Raw genomic sequence first — 20,620 nt, forward strand, 5'->3', positions numbered from 1 at the left:
TGTATCTAAAAAGCCGATTGATAAATCGCTACAGCATCTTCTACGGCAATTTCTCTAATATTATTTTTCAACAAACGTTGTACTTTTATGGCTCCTTCGGCCAATTGAGGAATCGATTCTTCTTTCACCCCTGCCTCACTCAAAGTAAGTGGTAATCCACAATCAGCAATTAATTGCTTCATAATTTTCACACCTTCCAAAGCCGTTTCTTTAGAAGTCGCTTTCTTTTCTGCTCCTAAAACCTCAGCGATACGCTCGTATTTACTCGCATCGGTTTCAATATTATATTCCATCACATAAGGTAACAACAAAGCATTTGATAATCCGTGCGGAATATGATATTCTACTCCCAACGGATAAGACAAAGCGTGTACAGCAGCCGTATTTACAGGCCCCAGACACATACCGCCATACATACTTCCTAAGGCAACCTGCGCTCTGGCTTCTAAATCCGAACCATTATCACAGGCTCTTTTTAAATATTTAGCAATCAGTCGAACCCCTTCTAAAGCATACAAATCCACAAAAGGATGCGCAAATTTATTAGTATACGCTTCTAAACAATGCGTTAAAGCATCAATTCCGGTAGCAGCAGTGATACTTTTTGGCAAAGAAACTGTCAAAACCGGATCAATATAAGCCGCATCGGGCACTAAAAACGGACTAATAATCCCTACTTTTTCTCCTAATTCATTCACAAAAATAGCATTTGGCGAAACCTCACTTCCCGTTCCTGAAGTCGTTGGGATACAAGCCACATAAATTTGTCTTTCCTTAAGATTTCCGATTCCTTTTATTTCGTCTAAAGTTTGCGTGTTTTTTAACTGAGCAGCCACTAATTTAGCCACATCCAAAACACTTCCACCCCCAATTCCCACTACACTATCGGCATTAAAGGCAATGGCTTTTTCTAATGTTTTATTAAAATCATCAAATGTTGGCTCTCCTACAATTGATTCATCAATAACAATTTCAACTCCTTGTGATGTTAATGTATTTAAAAAAGGAACCAACGCATGACTAAGTTCAGTAATACTCAACAAAAATAAACGTTTAAAACCTTTTTCTACAAAATCACCCACAAATCGCTGCATACTTCCCTCCCCGAAAACAACACGATTAGGATTTAAAATTACAATTTCTTTCATTCTTTCTCTTTTAACATAAAGCTCTATACAACAACTTTTTAACACTAAAAAACCTTTTAAATTCAAAAATGTAAACGTTTACATTTTTAAACCAAAAAAAACTACTCAATTCGAGTAGTCGATTTTCTGAGCATTAACTCCGTTTTCAAAATAACATTTTCTTTCTTTTTCCCTGGATTTGCAATCCTTTCATAAAGCATCTCTGCTGCTTTTCTTCCCATATCAAATCCGGGCTGACGCACTGCTGTCAATGGCGGATTCAACGAAATAGACCAAGGCATATCATCAAAACCAATGATAGAAATTTCTTCAGGAATTTTAATATTTTCAGCATGTATCGCTTCCAGCGCACCTAAAGTCAACAAGTTATTCCCAGAAAAAATAGCGGTTGGTCTTTCTTCCAATTCTAAAATTTTCTGAGCTATTTCAAATCCACTTTTATAATCGGTATTTCGGGCAAAAACCAAACTTTCATCAAAAGCAACACCATGTTTTTCCAAAGCTTTTTTATAACCCGACATACGTTCGATATAGGTTGGAATCTTAAAATTCCCCGAAATAAAAGCAATTCTTTTATGCCCCATATTCAATAAATGATCAATAGCATTGAAAGCCCCTAACTCATTATCTACTTTTACCACATCTACATCAATCTCTGTCAAACCTCTGTCAATACACACCACCGGAATATTCTTTTTAACCAAATTCTCAATTCCCTTGTCTTTTCCGTGAATTGGTGCCACGATTAATCCGTCAATATTCTCCGATTGAAAAATATCCAAGTACAATTTTTCCTTTTTCTCATCCTGACCAAAATTCCCAATCATAACGGCAAAATTGTTCTGATAAGCATAATCTTCAACACCTCTTACCACATCAACAAAAAAGGGATTTTGAATATCGGGAATAATCAGTCCTAACAATTTTGTTTTACTGTTAGAACTTCTCAAACGTTGTGCAACACGGTTAGGTTTGAATTCTAAAGCCGCAATCGAAGCCTGAACTTTAAGCACAGTTTCACGACTTACCTTAGGATCATTATTGATAACCCTAGATACCGTGGCTATAGAAACCTTAGAATGTTCCGCTACTGCTTTTAGATTTGACAATTTGATAAATGTAAACGTTTACATTACAAATGTGGAAAAAATTTTTTAGAAAAACAAATTTTACTCACTTTTGTTTTTATTAAGATAAATAAATTTTGAACACACACTCAATCCTTCAATTCTGACTGGAGTTTTTTAGGCAAACTGGCAAAGACTAATTCGTAAGAACAATCAATCATTTCTTTCAATAAAAAATCCGAAACATCCTTGTTAATCGCAACCGTATTCCAATGTTTTTTATTCATGTGAAAACCCGGCTGCACCGCTTCAAACTGTAACCGCCACTCTTTAGCCTGATCAGGATCACATTTTAAATTCACCGACGGCTGCCCCAACTCCCATTGCTTTAAAGACGAAAGCGCAAACATCTTTTCGCCTACTTTAAAAACCAAAGTATCCTGATCGAAAGGAAAATGTTCCGTCACTCCCTTTTTGGAAAGACAATATTCGTAATATTCTTCTAAATTCATCACACAACTTTTTCCATTAATTTTTCCGGATGAGCTAAAGGCTTAAATCCAAATTTTTCATATAAAAAATGCGCATCTGTCGTGGCTAATCGCCAAATTTTAATTTGCTGTAAAGCAGGTTCCTTCATCATAGCATCAATTAAAATCGAAGCATAACCTTTCCCTCGGTGCTTTTCATCGATAAAAACATCCATCAAATAAGCAAAAACTACATAATCGGTAATCACTCGTGCAAAACCAATTTGTTGCTCATTCAGATAAATCCCAAAACAAAAAGAATGTTCAATTGTTATTTGCACTTCCTCTATTGTACGACCTGCTGCCCAATAGATATCCTTCAAAAAATTTTGAATAAAAGCAACGTCTAATTTTTCTTTATCAGTAGAAATATTAATCATATTTATATAAAATGGGTTTACTGGGACTGGCATCATTTTCAAAAGAAGCAATTTGCAAATTCAATAAATAATTGCCGTCCGGAACTTCATCCGACACATAAATCATTTCGGTAATCGTAGCATTCCGTCGGGCATCCGTATTCAAATTATTCACATCTTTCACATTCCAAAATGCCTTATGGGCTAATAATTTCCCGTCATCCTGTTCTTTATCTACACTGGGTAAATCAATTAAAAGATGCTGAATTCCGCTTTCGCGAATAAAAATAGCTGCTTCTTCAGACAAATAAGGCGGATTCGTATTCGAATAATTTTGATGCTTTTTATGTTCGGGGTTTGGTAAAGTTCGAATGATTAAAGCTTCTTTTGGCTCGCCCAATTTTAATGTCACATCGAGTGCAGTCGCTATATTTTCTAAACTAATCACTAAATCTTCTCCCTGAATTTCTGGTTCAACCGAAATCAATTCAGCCACAAAGAAAAATTGTTTCAAACATTGATTGATACTATAAAAATCTTTGGTAATATGCCCCACACATTCCGTATGCGTGCCATGAGCATGCGGATTAAAAACAATGGTATTAAAATTAGTCGAAGCACCAGCTTTCACACTTCCTGTCCAGTATCCAAAAACAACAGGTTTTATTTCCGGTTTACTCAAATACCAGGCAATCGGATTCGCATCCGTATTCGTTAACGGAATGGAAATATCAATGGGTTTTGATAAATCGACTTCGAAATTATTGATTCTTGCTAACATATTTCACTATTTTTTTACCGCAAAGAACTCTATAAAAAAACAAAAAAAGCTTTGTGAACCTTGCGAAAACCTTTGTGACCTTTGCGTTTAAACTTTTATCCCAAATTTAAGTAAAACAAATCACTTGCAATCCCATCCGTCAAGAACTTTCCTTTTACAGTGGGTTTCAAAATGTTATTTTCAATAAAAAGCAAATTATTATTCAGGAATTTCCGGGATTGTTTTAGTAAATAACCCAAATAATCTTGTCCAAATTCATTCTGAATTCTGTCTAATGAAACGCCCCAAATGGTTCGCAATCCCGTCATAACATATTCGTTGTAACGATCTTCAATAGTTAACTTTTCGGTTTCACTTGGCAACTGATTTTCCTGAATGGACTTAATATAAAGCGAATTATTCGCAATATTCCAACTTCTGGAAATTCCATCATAACTGTGTGCCGAAGGTCCAATTCCGATGTATTTTTTACCCAGCCAATAAGCTGAATTATTTTTTGAAAAGAAATCCGGTTTTCCAAAATTGGACAACTCATAATGTACAAAGCCGTTCTTTTCGAGCATTTCGACCAAAATCATAAAATGTTCCGAAGCTACTTCGTCTTTAGGTTCTGCAATTTTACCTTTTTGAATCAGTTTATTCAAAGCCGTTTTAGGTTCTACAGTCAAAGCATAACTGGAAATATGCGGAATATTAAAACGCAAAGCCGTTTCAATATTTTGCAACCATTTTTCGTTACTCATTCCCGGAATACCATAAATCAAATCCAGAGAAATATTATCGAAATATTGCGTAGCCAACTCCAAACATTTTTTAGCTTCCACCGAATTATGCGCCCGATTCATCATTTGCAAATCGTCTTCAAAAAAAGACTGAATCCCAATAGACAAGCGATTAATCCCAATTTGTTTTAACGCAATTAAATATTCTTCGGATAAATCATCCGGGTTGGCTTCCATGGTAATTTCGGGATTTTCAACAACTTTATAATGCTCATAAATAGCATCAATCAACAATCTCAACTCTAAAATTTGCAATCTACTTGGTGTTCCTCCTCCAAAATAAATGGTTTCAACAAGCTCATCTTTGTCACTTCGAGCGCAGTCGAGAAGCTCACTTTTGCGCATGACAATTTCTTTAGCTAAAGCCAAAACCATTTCATCTGCCTTTTTCATCGAAGTTGAAAAGTGAAAATCGCAGTAATAACAAGCCTGCTTGCAAAACGGTATGTGTATGTAGATCCCGGACATTTTTTAAATTTGAAAAATTAATTAATGTGAAAATTTAAAAATTATTATCAACTGCCCCTAATTAATAAATTGGTTCATTTTCAAATTATCCAATTTTATCTTGATTTTGTTTCACAAAAGCATCCCAACCCGAATAACTTTTTCCGGCCACGACTTTTCCGGAATTGAAAAAATGACAGACCGCAGCTGCCAATCCATCCGTCGAATCGAGATTTTTAGGCAATGCTGCCAAACCTAAAAGCTGTTGCAACATTTTAGCGACCTGTTCCTTGCTGGCATTTCCGTTTCCGGTAATAGCCATTTTGATTTTCTTAGGTTCGTATTCCGTAATTGGAATTCCTCTCGAAAGTCCAGCCGCCATAGCAACTCCCTGGGCTCTTCCTAACTTCAGCATCGATTGTACGTTTTTTCCAAAAAAAGGCGCTTCAATGGCAATTTCGTCCGGGCAATGCGTATCAATCAATTCGATGGTACGCTCAAAAATGATTTTTAGTTTTTGATAATGATTATCATATTTAGACAATTGCAGTTCGTTCAGTTGTACAAACTCCATTTTTTTATTGATAACACGTATCAAACCAAAACCCATAATCGTGGTTCCGGGGTCAATTCCTAATATGATGCGTTCGTTTGCCATTTTTAGTCCCACAAAGTTGCACAAAGTTAGCACAGAGACACACAAAGCTTTTAAAAATTTAAAATTCTTTGCGAAACTCTGTGAGTCTTTGCGTTTCTTTGCGTAATAGTTCTTCGTTATGATTTCAATACCACACAAAACTAAGCAATTCCTAGTACTTCTAATCAAAATTTTGATTGTTGGCGGCGCATTCTGGTTTATTTATAACCAATTGGCAAATAACGATAAACTCGACTGGCAAAAATTCATCGCATTATTCCGGAAAAATCAATCCGTTAGCGGAATCACTTTTATCTTATTATTGAGTGTTTTAAATCGTTATTTTGAAATTTTGAAATGGCAAAATTTAGCCCAACACATTCATAAAATCAGCGTGGGCGAATCGACCAAACAGGTTTTAGCAGCCTTAACAGCCGGATTATTCACCCCAAACGGCGTGGGAGAATATGCCGGAAAAGCATTGTTTTTTAAAAAATCGGAAGCTAAAAAAGTAGTTTTTCTAAACCTGATTTGTAACGGAATCCAAATGGTTTTAACGGTTATTTTCGGGATTTTTGGGTTGCTGTATTTCAATTCTCTTTTCAATGTAATTACTCCCAAAACGGTTTTAATACTTTTTGGAATTTTAATCGCTTTTATTCTTTTTCTTTTTTCAATAAAAAAATTCGCCATCAAAGGCTATTCGATAGAAAAACTGATTCATAAAATTAACGAAATCCCAAAATCGATTCATCAAAAAAATATTCTTTTAGGCATTTGCCGATATCTGGTTTTTTCGCATCAATATTATTTTTTATTCTTAGCTTTTGATGTCGATTTACCTTATTTAACATTAATTGCAACTATTGCCAGCGTTTATTTTTTAGCTTCTTCCTTACCTACTTTTCAGTTTTTAGATTTTGCGGTAAAAGGCGGCGTAGCCATTTATTTCTTTGGAATTCTTGGCGTGAACGAATGGATTGTCGTGTTTATTTCTGCGCTAATGTGGTTTCTTAACGTAGTGCTTCCGGTTGTCATTGGAAGTTATTATGTGTTGAATTTCAAAACCAAAACCGTTATTGCCTGATGTTTGCGGTTACCGTCATATTATTCACTTATTTTGCAACCATTCTGCTTTTAATTCATGGTTTTTCAAAAATAAAAACCTTTGACAACTTAGACTTAAAACCAAAAACCACTTTCAGTATTATTGTTCCTTTTCGAAATGAAGCCGAAAATTTACCCATTCTTCTGAAAAGTCTTTCTCAATTAAATTACCCAAAGGATTTATTCGAAGTAATTTTAGTCGACGATCAATCAACAGATGAATTCCAAATTCTGAATTTCGAATTTCAAATTTCAGTTATAAACAACATCAGAAAATCAAATTCCCCAAAAAAAGACGCGATAACCACCGCCATTAAACACATCCAAAACAATTGGATTATCACCACCGACGCGGATTGCGTCGTACCTGAAAACTGGCTTTTAAGTTTAGATAATTATATTCAAAATCAAAAACCAGAAATGATTGCCGGAGCCGTAAAATATCCAGGAGATCATTCTTTTTTACACCGCTTTCAACAACTGGATTTAAGCAGTCTACAGGGCACAACTATAGGCAGTTTCGGTTTAAGCAAAGGTTTTATGTGCAACGGTGCGAATTTGGCTTATACCAAGTTACTTTTCGAAAAATTAAACGGTTTTGAAGGCAACAATAAAATTGCCAGTGGCGACGATGTTTTCCTTTTGCAAAAAGCAATAAACTCCCCAAATTTTGGCACTGAAAAAGTACATTATTTAAAATCCGAAAACAATATTGTAACCACAAAACCGCTGAACAACTGGGAAGATTTATTTTATCAAAGAGTGCGCTGGGCTTCTAAAACCACTTCGTATCAAAGTAATTTTGGAAAAGCTTTGGGATTAATTGTTTTTGGCGGAAATATCAGTTTATGGTTTGTGCTTTGGAATTTCTGTTTTGGAAGTGGGAATCGGTATCTTTTATCGTTTTTGCTCCTGACAAAACTAAGTGTCGATTTTTTATTGATTTACAAAACGAATGTGTTTTTAAAAAACAAAACACAATCCTATTTAGCAGCAAGTATATTGTATCCGTTTTTCAGCATTAGCGTGGCTTTGTATGCTTTAGTTGGAAAATACGAATGGAAAGGAAGAAAATTTCAGACTTAAAAACTACTCCACTTTGATAATTACCGGAAGAATAAATTGGGTTTTTACCGGGATTCCTTGTTTGATTGCCGGATTCACTTTTGGAAAATTAACCAGTCTTGCGTGCAGAATACTGTCAATTTTTATGGTGTCGTAAGCTGTGGAATCTTTAGGAAACTGAGGTTCAAACTGCATTCGGGAATCCGGAAAAACAGTCACTTTTACTTCAATGGTATCCAATTCAGGATACAAAACTGAAAGCGTATCCACCTCTAATTTGTCTTGAATCAACTGCGTCAAGTATTCAAAAAAACATTGTTGGCGTTGTATTTTTTCAGTCAGCTTGTCGCAGTCTGTAAACGAAGGATACTCATCTACCTCTTTCCAATTAATAGCTTTAAGTTCTTTTTGCAATAATTCTTTTTCAGAAGGCACTTGCTTCTCAAAATACTGACAAGAAGTAAAAAAACCTAAAATTAAAAAAAAGTAATACTGCTTCAAGGCCTTGTTTTTGAATTCGACTAATATTTTATAAAAATACAATCATTTTTTGATTTTTCTAAAATAAAAAAAGCTCTTCATTTTCATGAAGAGCTTTTGCAAATTTTGCGGTCTGGACGGGACTCGAACCCGCGACCCCATGCGTGACAGGCATGTATTCTAACCAACTGAACTACCAAACCTCTGCTTTATTGCGAGTGCAAATATACAATTTAATTTTCTTTAAAAACAAGAGCAAAATGAAAATATTTTAAAATCTTTTTCTCTTAAATCTCAGAGCTGTTTTAAAATCAAAAAAGCCATTCACAATTAAGTGAAAAGCTTTTCATTGGTCTAACTACATAAACCATGGCTAGCTTACAAAGGCTAACCAAACAACACAACTAGCTTTCGATACCGTATAGTGGAAAAAAAAGCCTTTCTGTTACGAAAGGCTTCTCCAATATTAGCGGTCTGGACGGGACTCGAACCCGCGACCCCATGCGTGACAGGCATGTATTCTAACCAACTGAACTACCAAACCTCTGCTTTATTGCGGTGGCAAAGATACAACAGATTTCTGTTTACACAAGTGTTTTTACAAAAAATAAAAAAAAATTTTTTCGGCTATTAACCAAAACTTTGTTTCTCAGTTAAATAAATCAGCATTATTTTTTCAAAATCATCTCTTACACTCACTGAAACATACTTGATTTTATTTTGCGCACAACTCAAAGCCAATTTTTTAAAGTACAAATCCAGCTGTTTTTCATATACTTCTTTTACATTTTCGGCAAAAACCGAAATTTCTTCCCCGGTTTCAACATCAATGAATTTCCGTGGCGCATTGTCAAAATCAAAATGAAACTCGGTTTTGTCATCAATCACATGAAACAAAACCACTTTGTGTTTATTGTATTTTAAATGCTGCAAAGCACTTAATAACCTATCCTCATCCGCAGTTTGAAACATATCTGTAAACAAAATAATCATCGAACGACGATGCATTTTCTCGGCAATTTGATGCAAAAAAGTAATCGTATCGGTACTTTTTTTAACCACAGATTCTTTTAAAAGATTTTCCAGCTTATTCAAAATCATCCGATGATGACGGTCACTGCCTTTTTCCGGCGCATAATATTCGTAAGAATCCGAAAAAACGCTCAAACCCACCGCATCTCTTTGTTTCTTTAATAAATTCATCAAAACTGCCGAAGCCAAAACCGAAAAACCGATTTTGTTTTCATAAAAATGCTGCTTCCCATTTAATTTGGGATAATGCATCGACGAAGAATTATCGATAATAATATGACAACGCAAATTAGTTTCTTCCTCAAATTGTTTCGTATACAGCCTATCGGTCTTTGCAAAAAGCTTCCAATCAATATGTTTTGTACTTTCACCTGTATTATACACTTTATGCTCAGCAAACTCAGCCGAAAATCCATGAAAAGGACTTTTATGCATTCCCGAAACAAAACCTTCCACAACCTGATTAGCCAACAATTCCAGATGCTGAAAACTGGATATTTTTTCTATTTGGGTTTCTATCTTCATATTTCAAATGTATTAAAAAGATAATAGATAACAGAGAAAAGAAGCAAGAGAAAAGAGGATAGACTCTCTAAACAGTTATAAACAAAAAAAGGTTTGACTCCCGCCAAACCTTTTTTTCATATAAATCATAATCTTACGATTATAACAAAGCGTCTAAGCTATCTGCGTAAGTTTGCTTAGGAGCAACTCCTACTTGCTTACCTACAACTTCTCCGTTATGAAAAACCAAAACTGTTGGAATGTTTCTCACACCGTATTTTGCAGCAAATTCCTGGTTTGCATCTACATCAACCTTACCTACCACAACTTTACCTTCGTATTCGCTGCTTAGTTCATCGATGATTGGCCCAACCATTCTACAAGGTCCACACCAAGCTGCCCAAAAATCTACCATTACAGGTTTATCTGATTTCAAAACTACTTCCTCAAAAGTAGCATCTGTAATTGCTAATGCCATATTTCTTTATTTAAAAGTTTATAAATCTAAAGTCTTTAATTCCTTAAACACCTTGCAAATTTAGAAATTAAAAACTTACTAAACACTATTCTAAAATTAGTTTTGGCTATTAATGTATTGTTAATTATTATAAGTCACTATAAACTCAAAAAAGCCCTAAACTTTCAACAGCTATCTCATAAATTTGCTGTCAAATTCTAATTCAATTTAAAATTCACCTGCATTTTTTCTAATTCCTGCAACAATTCGGTCGAAATTTTAATTTTCAATCTTCTGCTTACCATGCTCAACTTAGTCACCACCTTAACCTCTTCGACTTCGGTAACCTGAACCGCTTTATTTTCCGGTATATCGACAGCTTCTGCATCTTCATTATCTTCTTCAAAAACCACCTCATCGTTTTCTCCCACAGCAGGCGCAACCTCTATCAGCTTTTTAATTCTTTCTAATTCCATCACTTCAAAAGTCACCTGATGCTCTCCTTTGTTTTCATTAAAAAGATGACTTAGTTTATGAATAAATTCCGGATACAAATCTTTAATATTCAACAACACAATCAATTTTTTTGCAAAAGATTCTAATACATCCTGCAACTGCTTCATTTCCACAAACTGCAATCTTGGCTCTCCTTTTTTTCCGGTTTCCTGATTCATCCAACCCTCTTTTATGGTTACTTTGATAAACATAAAATTGTTTTGAATAAAGAAATGACGAAACTTTAAATATTCTTCTCCAAAAATTCGGAACTCATAACTCTCATCATAGCCTTCCAAAGCAAAGGAAGCCCAGCCTTTACCGTTCTTAGCCACACGATGTTGCACATTATTGATAATTCCGCCCAAAGTAAGCGTCTTACCCACATAAGCTTCCATCGTTTTTAAAGCTTCTAACTTCGCATTACAAAAATATTTCATTTCAAATCTAAAATCGTCCAACGGATGTCCGGAAATATAAATTCCGACTACTTCTTTTTCTTTGGCCAATTTTTCCATCGTACTCCAGTCCTCACAAGGCGGCACCACCGGTTCGGCAATTTGCACTTCTGAAGTTTCACCAAACAAACTTACCTGTGACGAATTTTCATTCTCCTGAAATTTTGAACCATAACGCATCGCTTTTTCATAAAATGTAACCCCATCACCTTCATCATGAAAATATTGTGCCCGATGTGTCTCGGAAAAACAATCAAATCCTCCCGCCAAAGCTAAATTTTCAAAAGCTTTTTTATTCGCAGCCCGTAAATCGATGCGTTTCGCCAAATCAAAAATCGATTTATACTTTCCGTTTTTTCTGTTTTCTACAATGGTTTCAACAGCTCCGGAACCTACTCCTTTAATCGCTCCCATTCCAAAACGAACCGCGTAATCATCATTTACTGTAAACTTATAAAACGACTCATTTACGCAGGGTCCTAATACCTGCAAACCCATACGCTTACATTCTTCCATAAAAAAGGAAACCTGTTTAATATCGTTCATATTATTCGAAAGCACCGCCGCCATATACTCCGCCGGATAATGTGCTTTTAAATAAGCCGTTTGGTAAGCCACCCAGGCATAACAGGTAGAGTGCGATTTATTGAAGGCATAACTCGCAAAAGCTTCCCAGTCCGTCCAGATTTTATCCAGTTTTTTTTCATCATGACCTTTAGCCACCGCCTGATCGATGAACTTGCCTTTCATTTTATCCAGAACATCTTTCTGTTTCTTACCCATCGCTTTACGCAGTACGTCGGCATCCCCTTTGGAGAACCCCGCCAACTTTTGCGACAAAAGCATTACCTGCTCCTGATAAACGGTAATTCCGTAAGTTTCTGCCAAATATTCTTCGCAGGCATCCAAGTCGTAGGTAATTTCCTCTTCCCCGTTTTTTCGACGAACGAAAGACGGAATATATTCTAAAGGTCCCGGACGATACAAGGCATTCATCGCAATCAAATCGGCAAAAACCGTTGGCTTCAAATCCTTCATGTATTTTTGCATTCCGGGCGACTCGTATTGAAAAACCCCTACTGTTTCTCCTCTTTGGAACAACTCATAGGTTTTCACATCATCAATGGGGAAATTATCCGGATTCAGTTCGATTCCGGTTCGGTATTTCACCAGTTTTACCGTATCCTTAATCAAAGTCAGGGTCTTCAGACCCAGGAAGTCCATCTTTAACAATCCGGCACTTTCCGCAACCGAGTTATCAAATTGGGTTACATATAAATCCGAATCTTTGGCTGTTGTAACCGGAACGAAATTCGTAATATCATCCGGAGTAATAATCACCCCGCAGGCATGGATACCTGTATTACGCATAGAACCTTCCAAAATTTTAGCCTGCTGAATGGTTTCTCCGGCTAAATCTTCTTCATTAGCGATGGCAATTAATTCTTTTACTCTATCAAATTCTTCCGATGATTTCAATGCTTTTTTAACATCGTCTTCGCTTTCTGAAATAAAACGTGCCAGATTCCATTTACCGGGCATCATCGCCGGAATCAGTTTTGCAATTCTATCGGCTTCAAAAAGAGGCAAATCCAATACACGCGCCGTATCACGAATCGCCGACTTGGTTGCCATTTTACCATAAGTAATAATCTGTGCTACCTGATTAGCTCCGTATTTCTTAATTACATAATCCATTACACGACCACGACCTTCATCGTCAAAGTCAATATCAATATCGGGCATGGACACACGATCCGGATTCAGGAAACGCTCAAAAAGCAAGTCATATTTAATCGGGTCAATATTCGTAATTCCCAAACAATAAGCCACCGCCGAACCCGCAGCCGATCCACGACCCGGACCTACCGAAACTCCCATTTTTCGAGCCTCGGCAATGAAATCCTGTACAATCAAAAAATAACCCGGATAACCCGAATTCGAAATCGTCATCAACTCGAAATCCAAACGCTCCCGAACTTCATCCGTAATAGCTTCGTAACGACGCTCCGCTCCGGAATAAGTCAAATGACGCAAATACGCATTTTCTCCACGTACACCGCCATCCGCCAAATCTTCAGCTACTTTAAATTCGTCCGGAATTTCAAATTTGGGAAGCAGTACATCGCGATACAAAGAGTAAATTTCGACCTTATCTATAATTTCCTGAATGTTAACAATGGCTTCCGGCAAATCGGCAAAGAGCTTTTTCATCTCTTCTTCCGACTTATAATAATATTCCTGATTCGGTAATCCGTAGCGATAGCCACGACCACGACCAATAGGAGTCGCCTGTTTTTCACCATCTTTCACACACAACAAAATATCGTGCGCATTCGCATCTTCCTTATTTATGTAATAAGTATTATTGGTCGCAATTAACTTTACCTTATGTTTTTTAGAAAACTCAATCAGCGTTTTATTCACCCTGTTTTCATCTTCCTGATTGTGACGCATGATTTCGAGATAAAAATCATCTCCAAATTGTTCTTTCCACCAAAGCAAAGCTTCCTCAGCCTGATTTTCACCAATATTTAAAATTTTACTCGGAATTTCCCCATAGAGATTTCCGGACAAAACCATGATATCTTCTTTGTATCTTTCGACAACCGAACGGTCGATACGCGGCACATAATAAAATCCGTCAACATAAGCAATCGAAGCCATTTTGGCCAGATTATGATAACCTTTTTTATTTTTCGCCATTAAAACCACCTGATAACCATTGTCTTTCTTGGTTTTATCTTTATGGTTCTCACAAATATTAAATTCGCAACCCACAATGGGTTTAATTTCTACCTCAGTAGGAACTTCTCCTTTTTCAATTAAATCCTTATTTTTGGCGGAAGCCCCTTTATTGTGATTCATCACAGCACTCACAAACTGGAAAGCCCCCATCATGTTTCCGGTATCGGTCATGGCTACGGCTGGCATTTTATTTTTGGCTGTAACCGAAACTAAATTGCCAATTCCAATAGTGGATTGTAAAACCGAAAACTGTGTATGATTGTGCAAATGCGCAAATTTGGCTTCGGTAAAATCCTTTCTGTCTGCCTCTGAAATGGTCGTTTGCGCACCAGACTGATCGGCTTTTTGAAGCTGCTTTCTGATTTCATCAGAAGCCGCTTTAAGATTAATATGTTTTAAACCAATAAGCTGAATTTCCTGCGGATTTCTCGCCTGAAATTCCTGAAAATAAGAAACCGGAACATCTAATTCTTCCTTAGTAAAAACTTCTCTTTTAATTAATTCTAAGAAACAACGTGTTGTTGCTTCCACGTCGGCAGTGGCATTGTGCGCTTCCGCAAAAGGAACGTTGAATAAATATTCGTGTAATTCAGTCAGAGTAGGCAATTTGAATTTCCCTCCACGACCGCCGGGTAGTTTCAGTAAATTGGCCGTCACCTCAGTACAGGTATCCAAAACCGGCATAGAAGCCATAGGCGAATCCACTCCCATACGATGAAATTCACAGCCCATAATGTTGACATCAAACCCCAGGTTTTGCCCCACAATAAATTTGGCCTTACCCAAAGCGATATTGAATTTCTCCAAAACCTCAGCCAAAGTGATTCCTTCGGCTTCTGCTAATTCGGTTGAAATTCCGTGAATTCGCTCGGCATCATAGGGAATATTAAAACCTTCCGGTTTCACCAAATAATCCTGATGTTCGACTAATTGTCCCATGTCGTCATGCAACTGCCAGGCAATCTGAATACATCGTGGCCAGTTGGCGGTATCAGTTATGGGCGCATCCCAACGTTTCGGTAATCCGGTAGTTTCGGTATCGAATATTAAATACATAGCTGTTTTTGAAGTGTTTGCAATTTATAAAAATCACAAAAATTGAATTTCAAATTTAGTTTTTTTTGAGGCGAATGAAAAGGGAAGTTATTAACAAAAAACAATCACTCCACTAACTCATTGAATTTCTCAACCAGTTCGTTTCCTTTTTGGGTTTTTCCTGTTTTTTTCAAAGCATCACCAAACCGGAAATAATAAATGGGTTCCAACTTTTCATTTGGCATAGCAAAAAGTGCCTCGTACCATTTGGCCGCTTTTCCCATTTGTCCTTTAAAATAATAATAATTCGCCACTTCCCGGAACATAAAAGCAGACTGATAGCCTTTTTCAAGTACCCTTTCGTAAACATAAACCACATTTACCAGGATAAAATCTCTTTTCTCTTTTTGAGGTTCGGCCAGAACTGGAGCAACGGTATTTTGAACCACCGGAGACGAAATTTTTTCAGCAGGCGGAATTTCAACTTTAACTATCTTGCTTAACACTAAAGCCAATGAAGACTGTTCTATTGAAGGATTCTCAGGAATTTCAATTTTTCCGCTTTCAATAGCAATTTCAAGAAGTTTGGTTGGTTCACGGTCTTTCCCGGTCGCGGCATCGGAGTTTTTGGTTTCGATGTAATATTTCTTTCTGTAATTTTCTTCTTTATAAACCGGACTTATAATTCTAATATTATCAGGTCCTAAATCCACTTTACTAATCAAACTCAAATCAGAAACGGTATATCGTGTAGTAGAACCACCAAAAGCCATATTGACAATTTCTTCCACTTTATAATACAACACATTTTTGCTTTCAATGTTTGTATAAACTTTACGCATCTGACCATATCCGCAAAACGAATGAGAGAAACAAAAAATCACAATTAGCACTATTATTAATCTCTTCTTCATAATTTCTCTTGCAAAAACCAACATTTTACCTGAGCGTTCATGGAATTATTACATATTTAGAAAGAAACTCTTTTTAAATACAATTTAGAAACAAAACAAACTAACACACTGTTATTCAATAAAAAACAAACTAAAAAAACAGTACTATAAATTTACGCAATTAAAAGAACAAAGCCCCCATCTACTCTTTTTTAAAATCAAATCAAATTCTATACTTAAAACCACAATCACCTTCTAAAAACAACATTAGAAATCAACTTTCTTATTTTTTGGTTGTCGTAATTTTTTTCAAAAATAAAAGCAGCTCTAAAACGATTTATAAATTTAATCAACAGGAGGATAAAAAAATATTTTTAAAACCGCTTTCTTCAAAAAAGCTTATTATTTTTCTTATTTTAAACCTTATTTTAAATATTTTATTAAATATAATTCCACAATTAACCCAAAACACCTAAAAATTCTCAAAAACCAAAAGCTTTTTTTATTTGTTACAAAAACAACTTTCTGAATCAAAATAGAAATAAAAAAACTAACTCCTTAAAACACAAGCAGACAAAACAAAAGAACAGCCCTTGATTAATCCACTTTGGGTATCGTATATAATCAACAATATTAATTGAATACATGATATGATTTTTATACTTTTGCGTCCTTGTTACCACCCGAATACAAAAAACGGTCGTACAAAAGACAGAAATACACTAAAAAAAATTAAAAATGAGCAAGACATTATTTGACAAAGTATGGGATTCGCATGTTGTGCGTAAAATTGAAGACGGACCAGATGTGTTTTTTATTGATCGCCATTTCATTCACGAAGTTACAAGTCCAGTAGCTTTCTTAGGATTAAAATCAAGAGGCGTATCGGTATTATATCCGGAAAGAACATTCGCAACTGCCGATCACAATACACCGACTATTAACCAACACTTGCCTGTTGAAGATGCATTATCAGCTAATCAATTAAAAGCATTAGAAACTAACGCAACAGAATACGGGATTTCTCACTGGGGATTAGGTCATCAAAAAAATGGAATTGTACACGTTGTAGGTCCTGAAAACGGAATTACTTTACCGGGTGCTACAATTGTATGTGGAGATTCACATACTTCTACTCATGGTGCTTTTGGTGCTATTGCTTTTGGTATTGGTACTTCAGAGGTAGAAATGGTACTTTCTACTCAGTGTATCATGCAGCCAAAACCTAAAAAAATGCGTATTAACGTAAACGGAAAATTAAGCAAAGGAGTTACTCCTAAAGACGTTGCGTTGTACATTATTTCTAAATTAACTACTTCCGGAGGAACAGGTTATTTCGTAGAATACGCAGGAAATGTATTTGAAGAAATGACTATGGAAGGACGTATGACTGTTTGTAATTTAAGTATCGAAATGGGTGCTCGTGGAGGTATGATTGCTCCTGACCAAACTACTTTTGATTTCTTAGAAGGAAGACTTTACGCTCCAAAAGCTGAAGCCTGGACTAAAGCAGTTGAATATTGGAAAACTTTAAAATCAGATGCTGATGCAACTTTTGACGCTGAATTAAATTTCAATGCAGAAGATATCGAACCAATGATTACTTATGGTACAAATCCTGGAATGGGAATTGGTATCACTAAACATATTCCAAGTGCCGACCAAGTGGAAGGCGGAGAGGAAACCTATAAAAAATCATTAGCTTACATGGGCTTCCACGAAGACGACGTAATGATTGGAAAAACAATCGACTATGTTTTCTTAGGAAGTTGTACTAACGGTCGTATCGAAGACTTTAGAGCTTTTGCTTCTATTGTAAAAGGGCGTAAAAAAGCTGACAACGTAACTGCATGGTTAGTTCCTGGTTCTCACATTGTTGAAGCTCAAATTAAAGAAGAAGGAATTTTAGATATTCTTACTGAAGCTGGTTTCGTATTACGTCAGCCAGGATGCTCTGCTTGTTTAGCTATGAACGATGACAAAGTACCAGCTGGAAAATACGCAGTGAGTACTTCAAACAGAAACTTTGAAGGTCGTCAGGGTCCTGGTTCAAGAACTTTGTTAGCTTCTCCAATTATGGCAGCAGCAGCAGCAGTTACAGGAAAATTGACAGATCCTAGAGAATTGATGTAAAGATTTCAAAATGCAGATTAACGATTTTTGATTTCAGATTTCGTTAATTTCTAAATTTTTTTTACAATATTCAGCTACAATATAGATTACAAAAAACAATATTAATGGTTACGATTGTATTTCCCTTACGGTAAATCAAAAATCAGAAATCGTTAATCAAAAATCAAAAATCAAATGGCATACGATAAATTTAACATACTTACTAGTAGTGCAGTGCCACTACCGATAGAAAACGTAGATACGGATCAAATTATCCCGGCTCGTTTCTTAAAAGCTACAAAACGTGAAGGTTTTGGAGACAACCTTTTCAGAGACTGGAGATACAACGGAGACGGAACTCCAAAAGCTGATTTCGTATTAAACAATCCAACTTACAGCGGAAAAATCCTTGTAGGCGGAAAAAACTTCGGATCAGGTTCTTCTCGTGAGCACGCTGCCTGGGCAGTTTACGATTATGGATTCCGCGCTGTAGTCTCTTCTTTCTTCGCAGATATCTTCAAAGGAAACTGTTTGAATATTGGTGTTTTACCAGTACAGGTTTCTCCTGAATTTTCAGAAAAAATCTTTGCTGCTATTGAAGCTGATCCTAAGACAGAATTAGAAATCAATTTACCTGAGCAAACAATTACTTTGAAAGCTACAGGTGAAAAAGAATCTTTCGACATCAACGGATACAAAAAGAATAACATGTTAAATGGTTTTGATGATATCGACTATTTACAAAGTGTAAAAGAAGAAATTGTAAGTTTTGCTGAGAAGCTTCCTTACTAAATAAAAATATTCATACCAAAATGCAGCTGCCAAAGCATCCTTAAAGAAAGATGTCTGGCAGCTGCTTTTACTGTTTTATAAAACACACAATCAAATGGTTTCAGAAATAACGAAATCAAAACTTTTTTAGCATCAGATTTATAATGGGAAAGAGAAAAATTGAAATAATGGATACGACACTTCGCGATGGGGAACAAACCTCAGGAGTATCATTTTCTGCTGCAGAAAAACTAACCATTGCCCAATTATTATTAGAAGAGTTGCAGGTTGACCGCATCGAAATAGCCTCTGCCCGCGTAAGCGAAGGAGAATTTGAAGGCGTTAAAGGAATCATGACCTGGGCTGAAACAAAAGGATATACCGATAAAATTGAAGTACTAACTTTTGTTGACAAAGGATTATCTATCGAATGGATGAAAAAATCCGGCGCCAAAGTCCAAAATCTTTTAACTAAAGGATCCCTCAACCACCTTACCCATCAATTAAAAAAAACACCTGAACAGCATTTTTCCGAAATTGCCGAAAGCATTGCTTTAGCCAATGAAAACGGAATTGCCACCAATGTTTATTTAGAAGACTGGAGCAACGGTATGCGGAATTCGCCTGAATATGTCTATCAATATTTAGATTTTATCAGCACCCAACCGGTAAAAAGAATACTCCTTCCAGACACTTTAGGAGTCCTTATTCCTTCTGAAACATCCCAATATATTTCTGAAATCACTCAAAAATATCCGCAAATTCACTTTGATTTCCACGCACATAACGACTACGATTTAAGCGTTGCTAATGTCATGGAAGCCTTAAAAGCAGGTGTCCACGGATTACACGTTACTGTAAACGGAATGGGAGAACGCGCCGGAAATGCACCTTTAGCCAGTACCATTGCTGTAATCAATGATTTTATGCCGGAAATTGAAATTGGCGTAAAAGAAACCTCTTTATACTCAGTTAGTAAGTTAGTCGAAACTTTTACCGGTTATAGAATCCCTGCCAATAAGCCAATTGTAGGGGACAATGTTTTTACTCAGACAGCGGGAATTCACGCCGACGGAGACAACAAAAACAATTTATATTTCAACGACTTACTTCCGGAACGCTTTGGAAGAAAAAGAAAATATGCCTTAGGAAAAACTTCCGGAAAAGCAAATATTGAAAAAAATCTTCAGGAATTAGGTTTGCAATTAAATCAGGAAGATTTAAAATTGGTTACCCAAAGAATCATCGAATTAGGTGATAAAAAAGAAACCGTTACCAAAGAAGATTTACCTTATATCATTTCTGATGTATTGGACAGCCACACCTATCAGGAAAAAATCACGGTAGAATCTTATTTATTATCTCACGCCAAAGGAATGCGTCCGTCAACAACACTTTGCCTGAAAATCGATGGGCAAATTATCGAAGAGCATGCTCAGGGCGACGGACAATTTGATGCCTTCATGAATGCTTTGGCTAAAATATATAAAACCAAAAAAATGACGCTTCCAAAGTTAGTAGACTACGCTGTAAGAATCCCGCCGGGAAGTAGTTCAGACGCTTTATGCGAAACTATCATTACCTGGTTAAACGACGGAAAAGAATTCAAAACAAGAGGATTAGATTCAGACCAAACAGTAGCTGCAATTATTGCTGCGCAAAAAATGCTCAATGTTGTAGCCGAATAAAACGAAACAAAATAATAAATCAAT

Annotated in this window: 17 protein-coding genes and 2 tRNA genes; 5 read left to right on the top strand and 14 right to left on the bottom strand. The window is 36.1% G+C overall.

Annotated elements, in window-relative coordinates; all coding sequences use genetic code 11:
- Window positions 1-5: 5 nt before the first annotated feature.
- The 7 genes from H599_RS0101170 to ruvC all read right to left on the bottom strand — a co-directional run bounded on the left by H599_RS0101170 (window position 6) and on the right by ruvC (window position 5,772).
- Window positions 6-1,148: an iron-containing alcohol dehydrogenase gene (locus H599_RS0101170; protein WP_026712436.1), complete on the bottom strand. Its 1,143-nt coding sequence runs from the start codon at window positions 1,146-1,148 to the stop codon at window positions 6-8.
- Between the two features lie 101 nt (window positions 1,149-1,249).
- Window positions 1,250-2,257 carry a LacI family DNA-binding transcriptional regulator gene (locus H599_RS0101175; RefSeq protein WP_026712437.1) on the bottom strand — a complete coding sequence of 336 codons (1,008 nt, stop codon included), beginning with the start codon at window positions 2,255-2,257 and terminating at the stop codon, window positions 1,250-1,252.
- Between the two features lie 107 nt (window positions 2,258-2,364).
- Complete coding sequence (locus H599_RS0101180; protein WP_026712438.1) at window positions 2,365-2,727, bottom strand: MmcQ/YjbR family DNA-binding protein; 363 nt, start codon at window positions 2,725-2,727, stop codon at window positions 2,365-2,367.
- Window positions 2,727-3,125 (bottom strand): GNAT family N-acetyltransferase, encoded by a 399-nt coding sequence (locus tag H599_RS0101185; protein WP_026712439.1) that lies wholly within the window; start codon window positions 3,123-3,125, stop codon window positions 2,727-2,729. The genes H599_RS0101180 and H599_RS0101185 overlap by 1 nt, the downstream gene beginning before the upstream one ends.
- Complete coding sequence (locus H599_RS0101190; RefSeq protein ID WP_026712440.1) at window positions 3,118-3,885, bottom strand: cyclase family protein; 768 nt, start codon at window positions 3,883-3,885, stop codon at window positions 3,118-3,120. The genes H599_RS0101185 and H599_RS0101190 overlap by 8 nt, the downstream gene beginning before the upstream one ends.
- Window positions 3,886-3,980: 95 nt before the next feature.
- Entirely contained in the window at window positions 3,981-5,135 is a 1,155-nt protein-coding gene (hemW, locus tag H599_RS0101195; protein WP_026712441.1) for a radical SAM family heme chaperone HemW, read from the bottom strand.
- A gap of 85 nt (window positions 5,136-5,220) precedes the next feature.
- Complete coding sequence (gene ruvC / locus H599_RS0101200; protein WP_026712442.1) at window positions 5,221-5,772, bottom strand: crossover junction endodeoxyribonuclease RuvC; 552 nt, start codon at window positions 5,770-5,772, stop codon at window positions 5,221-5,223.
- 118 nt (window positions 5,773-5,890) lie between these two features.
- Here ruvC and H599_RS0101205 point away from each other — a divergent pair, with 118 nt between their 5' ends.
- Both H599_RS0101205 and H599_RS0101210 read left to right on the top strand, forming a co-directional pair.
- Window positions 5,891-6,838 (top strand): lysylphosphatidylglycerol synthase transmembrane domain-containing protein, encoded by a 948-nt coding sequence (locus H599_RS0101205; RefSeq protein ID WP_026712443.1) that lies wholly within the window; start codon window positions 5,891-5,893, stop codon window positions 6,836-6,838.
- Window positions 6,838-7,944, top strand: a complete 1,107-nt coding sequence (locus tag H599_RS0101210; protein WP_035140975.1) for a glycosyltransferase family 2 protein — start codon at window positions 6,838-6,840, stop codon at window positions 7,942-7,944. Before H599_RS0101205 ends, H599_RS0101210 begins: the two co-directional genes overlap by 1 nt.
- 3 nt (window positions 7,945-7,947) lie before the next feature.
- On the opposite strand, the gene H599_RS0101215 is transcribed toward H599_RS0101210, so the two are convergent.
- The 7 genes from H599_RS0101215 to H599_RS0101245 all read right to left on the bottom strand — a co-directional run bounded on the left by H599_RS0101215 (window position 7,948) and on the right by H599_RS0101245 (window position 16,046).
- Window positions 7,948-8,424 carry a hypothetical protein gene (locus H599_RS0101215; protein WP_026712445.1) on the bottom strand — a complete coding sequence of 159 codons (477 nt, stop codon included), beginning with the start codon at window positions 8,422-8,424 and terminating at the stop codon, window positions 7,948-7,950.
- A gap of 108 nt (window positions 8,425-8,532) precedes the next feature.
- Window positions 8,533-8,606: transfer RNA gene (locus tag H599_RS0101220), tRNA-Asp, on the bottom strand.
- A gap of 267 nt (window positions 8,607-8,873) precedes the next feature.
- Window positions 8,874-8,947 (bottom strand) — tRNA-Asp (locus H599_RS0101225).
- Between the two features lie 86 nt (window positions 8,948-9,033).
- Complete coding sequence (locus H599_RS0101230; RefSeq protein ID WP_026712446.1) at window positions 9,034-9,960, bottom strand: DUF58 domain-containing protein; 927 nt, start codon at window positions 9,958-9,960, stop codon at window positions 9,034-9,036.
- Between the two features lie 139 nt (window positions 9,961-10,099).
- Window positions 10,100-10,417, bottom strand: a complete 318-nt coding sequence (gene trxA / locus H599_RS0101235) for a thioredoxin (RefSeq protein WP_026712447.1) — start codon at window positions 10,415-10,417, stop codon at window positions 10,100-10,102.
- 197 nt (window positions 10,418-10,614) lie between these two features.
- A complete protein-coding gene (gene dnaE / locus H599_RS0101240; protein ID WP_026712448.1) occupies window positions 10,615-15,153 on the bottom strand; it encodes a DNA polymerase III subunit alpha in 4,539 nt (1,512 codons plus the stop codon).
- Between the two features lie 104 nt (window positions 15,154-15,257).
- The gene (locus tag H599_RS0101245) at window positions 15,258-16,046 is read right to left on the bottom strand and encodes a hypothetical protein (RefSeq protein WP_155960710.1); all 789 of its coding nucleotides are present in this window, start codon (window positions 16,044-16,046) and stop codon (window positions 15,258-15,260) included.
- Between the two features lie 717 nt (window positions 16,047-16,763).
- On the opposite strand from H599_RS0101245, the gene leuC reads away from it, so the two are divergent.
- From leuC to H599_RS0101265, 3 genes are all read left to right on the top strand, one after another.
- Window positions 16,764-18,158, top strand: a complete 1,395-nt coding sequence (leuC, locus tag H599_RS0101255; RefSeq protein WP_026712451.1) for a 3-isopropylmalate dehydratase large subunit — start codon at window positions 16,764-16,766, stop codon at window positions 18,156-18,158.
- 174 nt (window positions 18,159-18,332) lie between these two features.
- Window positions 18,333-18,929 carry a 3-isopropylmalate dehydratase small subunit gene (gene leuD, locus H599_RS0101260; protein ID WP_026712452.1) on the top strand — a complete coding sequence of 199 codons (597 nt, stop codon included), beginning with the start codon at window positions 18,333-18,335 and terminating at the stop codon, window positions 18,927-18,929.
- Between the two features lie 143 nt (window positions 18,930-19,072).
- The gene (locus H599_RS0101265; RefSeq protein WP_026712453.1) at window positions 19,073-20,596 is read left to right on the top strand and encodes an alpha-isopropylmalate synthase regulatory domain-containing protein; all 1,524 of its coding nucleotides are present in this window, start codon (window positions 19,073-19,075) and stop codon (window positions 20,594-20,596) included.
- The last annotated feature ends 24 nt before the right edge of the window (window positions 20,597-20,620 follow it).

Source organism: Flavobacterium daejeonense DSM 17708, from assembly GCF_000425425.1.
GTDB classification, from domain to species: Bacteria; Bacteroidota; Bacteroidia; order Flavobacteriales; family Flavobacteriaceae; genus Flavobacterium; species Flavobacterium daejeonense.

What these genes read in the sequence shown, in the direction of transcription:
- H599_RS0101170 (WP_026712436.1), bottom strand. Translation starts at nt 1,148, where the DNA reads ATGAAAGAAATTGTAATTTTAAATCCTAATCGTGTTGTTTTCGGGGAG.
- H599_RS0101180 (WP_026712438.1), bottom strand. Translation starts at nt 2,727, where the DNA reads ATGAATTTAGAAGAATATTACGAATATTGTCTTTCCAAAAAGGGAGTG.
- H599_RS0101185 (WP_026712439.1), bottom strand. Translation starts at nt 3,125, where the DNA reads ATGATTAATATTTCTACTGATAAAGAAAAATTAGACGTTGCTTTTATT.
- H599_RS0101190 (WP_026712440.1), bottom strand. Translation starts at nt 3,885, where the DNA reads ATGTTAGCAAGAATCAATAATTTCGAAGTCGATTTATCAAAACCCATT.
- hemW (WP_026712441.1), bottom strand. Translation starts at nt 5,135, where the DNA reads ATGTCCGGGATCTACATACACATACCGTTTTGCAAGCAGGCTTGTTAT.
- ruvC (WP_026712442.1), bottom strand. Translation starts at nt 5,772, where the DNA reads ATGGCAAACGAACGCATCATATTAGGAATTGACCCCGGAACCACGATT.
- H599_RS0101205 (WP_026712443.1), top strand. Translation starts at nt 5,891, where the DNA reads ATGATTTCAATACCACACAAAACTAAGCAATTCCTAGTACTTCTAATC.
- H599_RS0101210 (WP_035140975.1), top strand. Translation starts at nt 6,838, where the DNA reads ATGTTTGCGGTTACCGTCATATTATTCACTTATTTTGCAACCATTCTG.
- H599_RS0101230 (WP_026712446.1), bottom strand. Translation starts at nt 9,960, where the DNA reads ATGAAGATAGAAACCCAAATAGAAAAAATATCCAGTTTTCAGCATCTG.
- trxA (WP_026712447.1), bottom strand. Translation starts at nt 10,417, where the DNA reads ATGGCATTAGCAATTACAGATGCTACTTTTGAGGAAGTAGTTTTGAAA.
- dnaE (WP_026712448.1), bottom strand. Translation starts at nt 15,153, where the DNA reads ATGTATTTAATATTCGATACCGAAACTACCGGATTACCGAAACGTTGG.
- H599_RS0101245 (WP_155960710.1), bottom strand. Translation starts at nt 16,046, where the DNA reads ATGAAGAAGAGATTAATAATAGTGCTAATTGTGATTTTTTGTTTCTCT.
- leuC (WP_026712451.1), top strand. Translation starts at nt 16,764, where the DNA reads ATGAGCAAGACATTATTTGACAAAGTATGGGATTCGCATGTTGTGCGT.
- leuD (WP_026712452.1), top strand. Translation starts at nt 18,333, where the DNA reads ATGGCATACGATAAATTTAACATACTTACTAGTAGTGCAGTGCCACTA.
- H599_RS0101265 (WP_026712453.1), top strand. Translation starts at nt 19,073, where the DNA reads ATGGGAAAGAGAAAAATTGAAATAATGGATACGACACTTCGCGATGGG.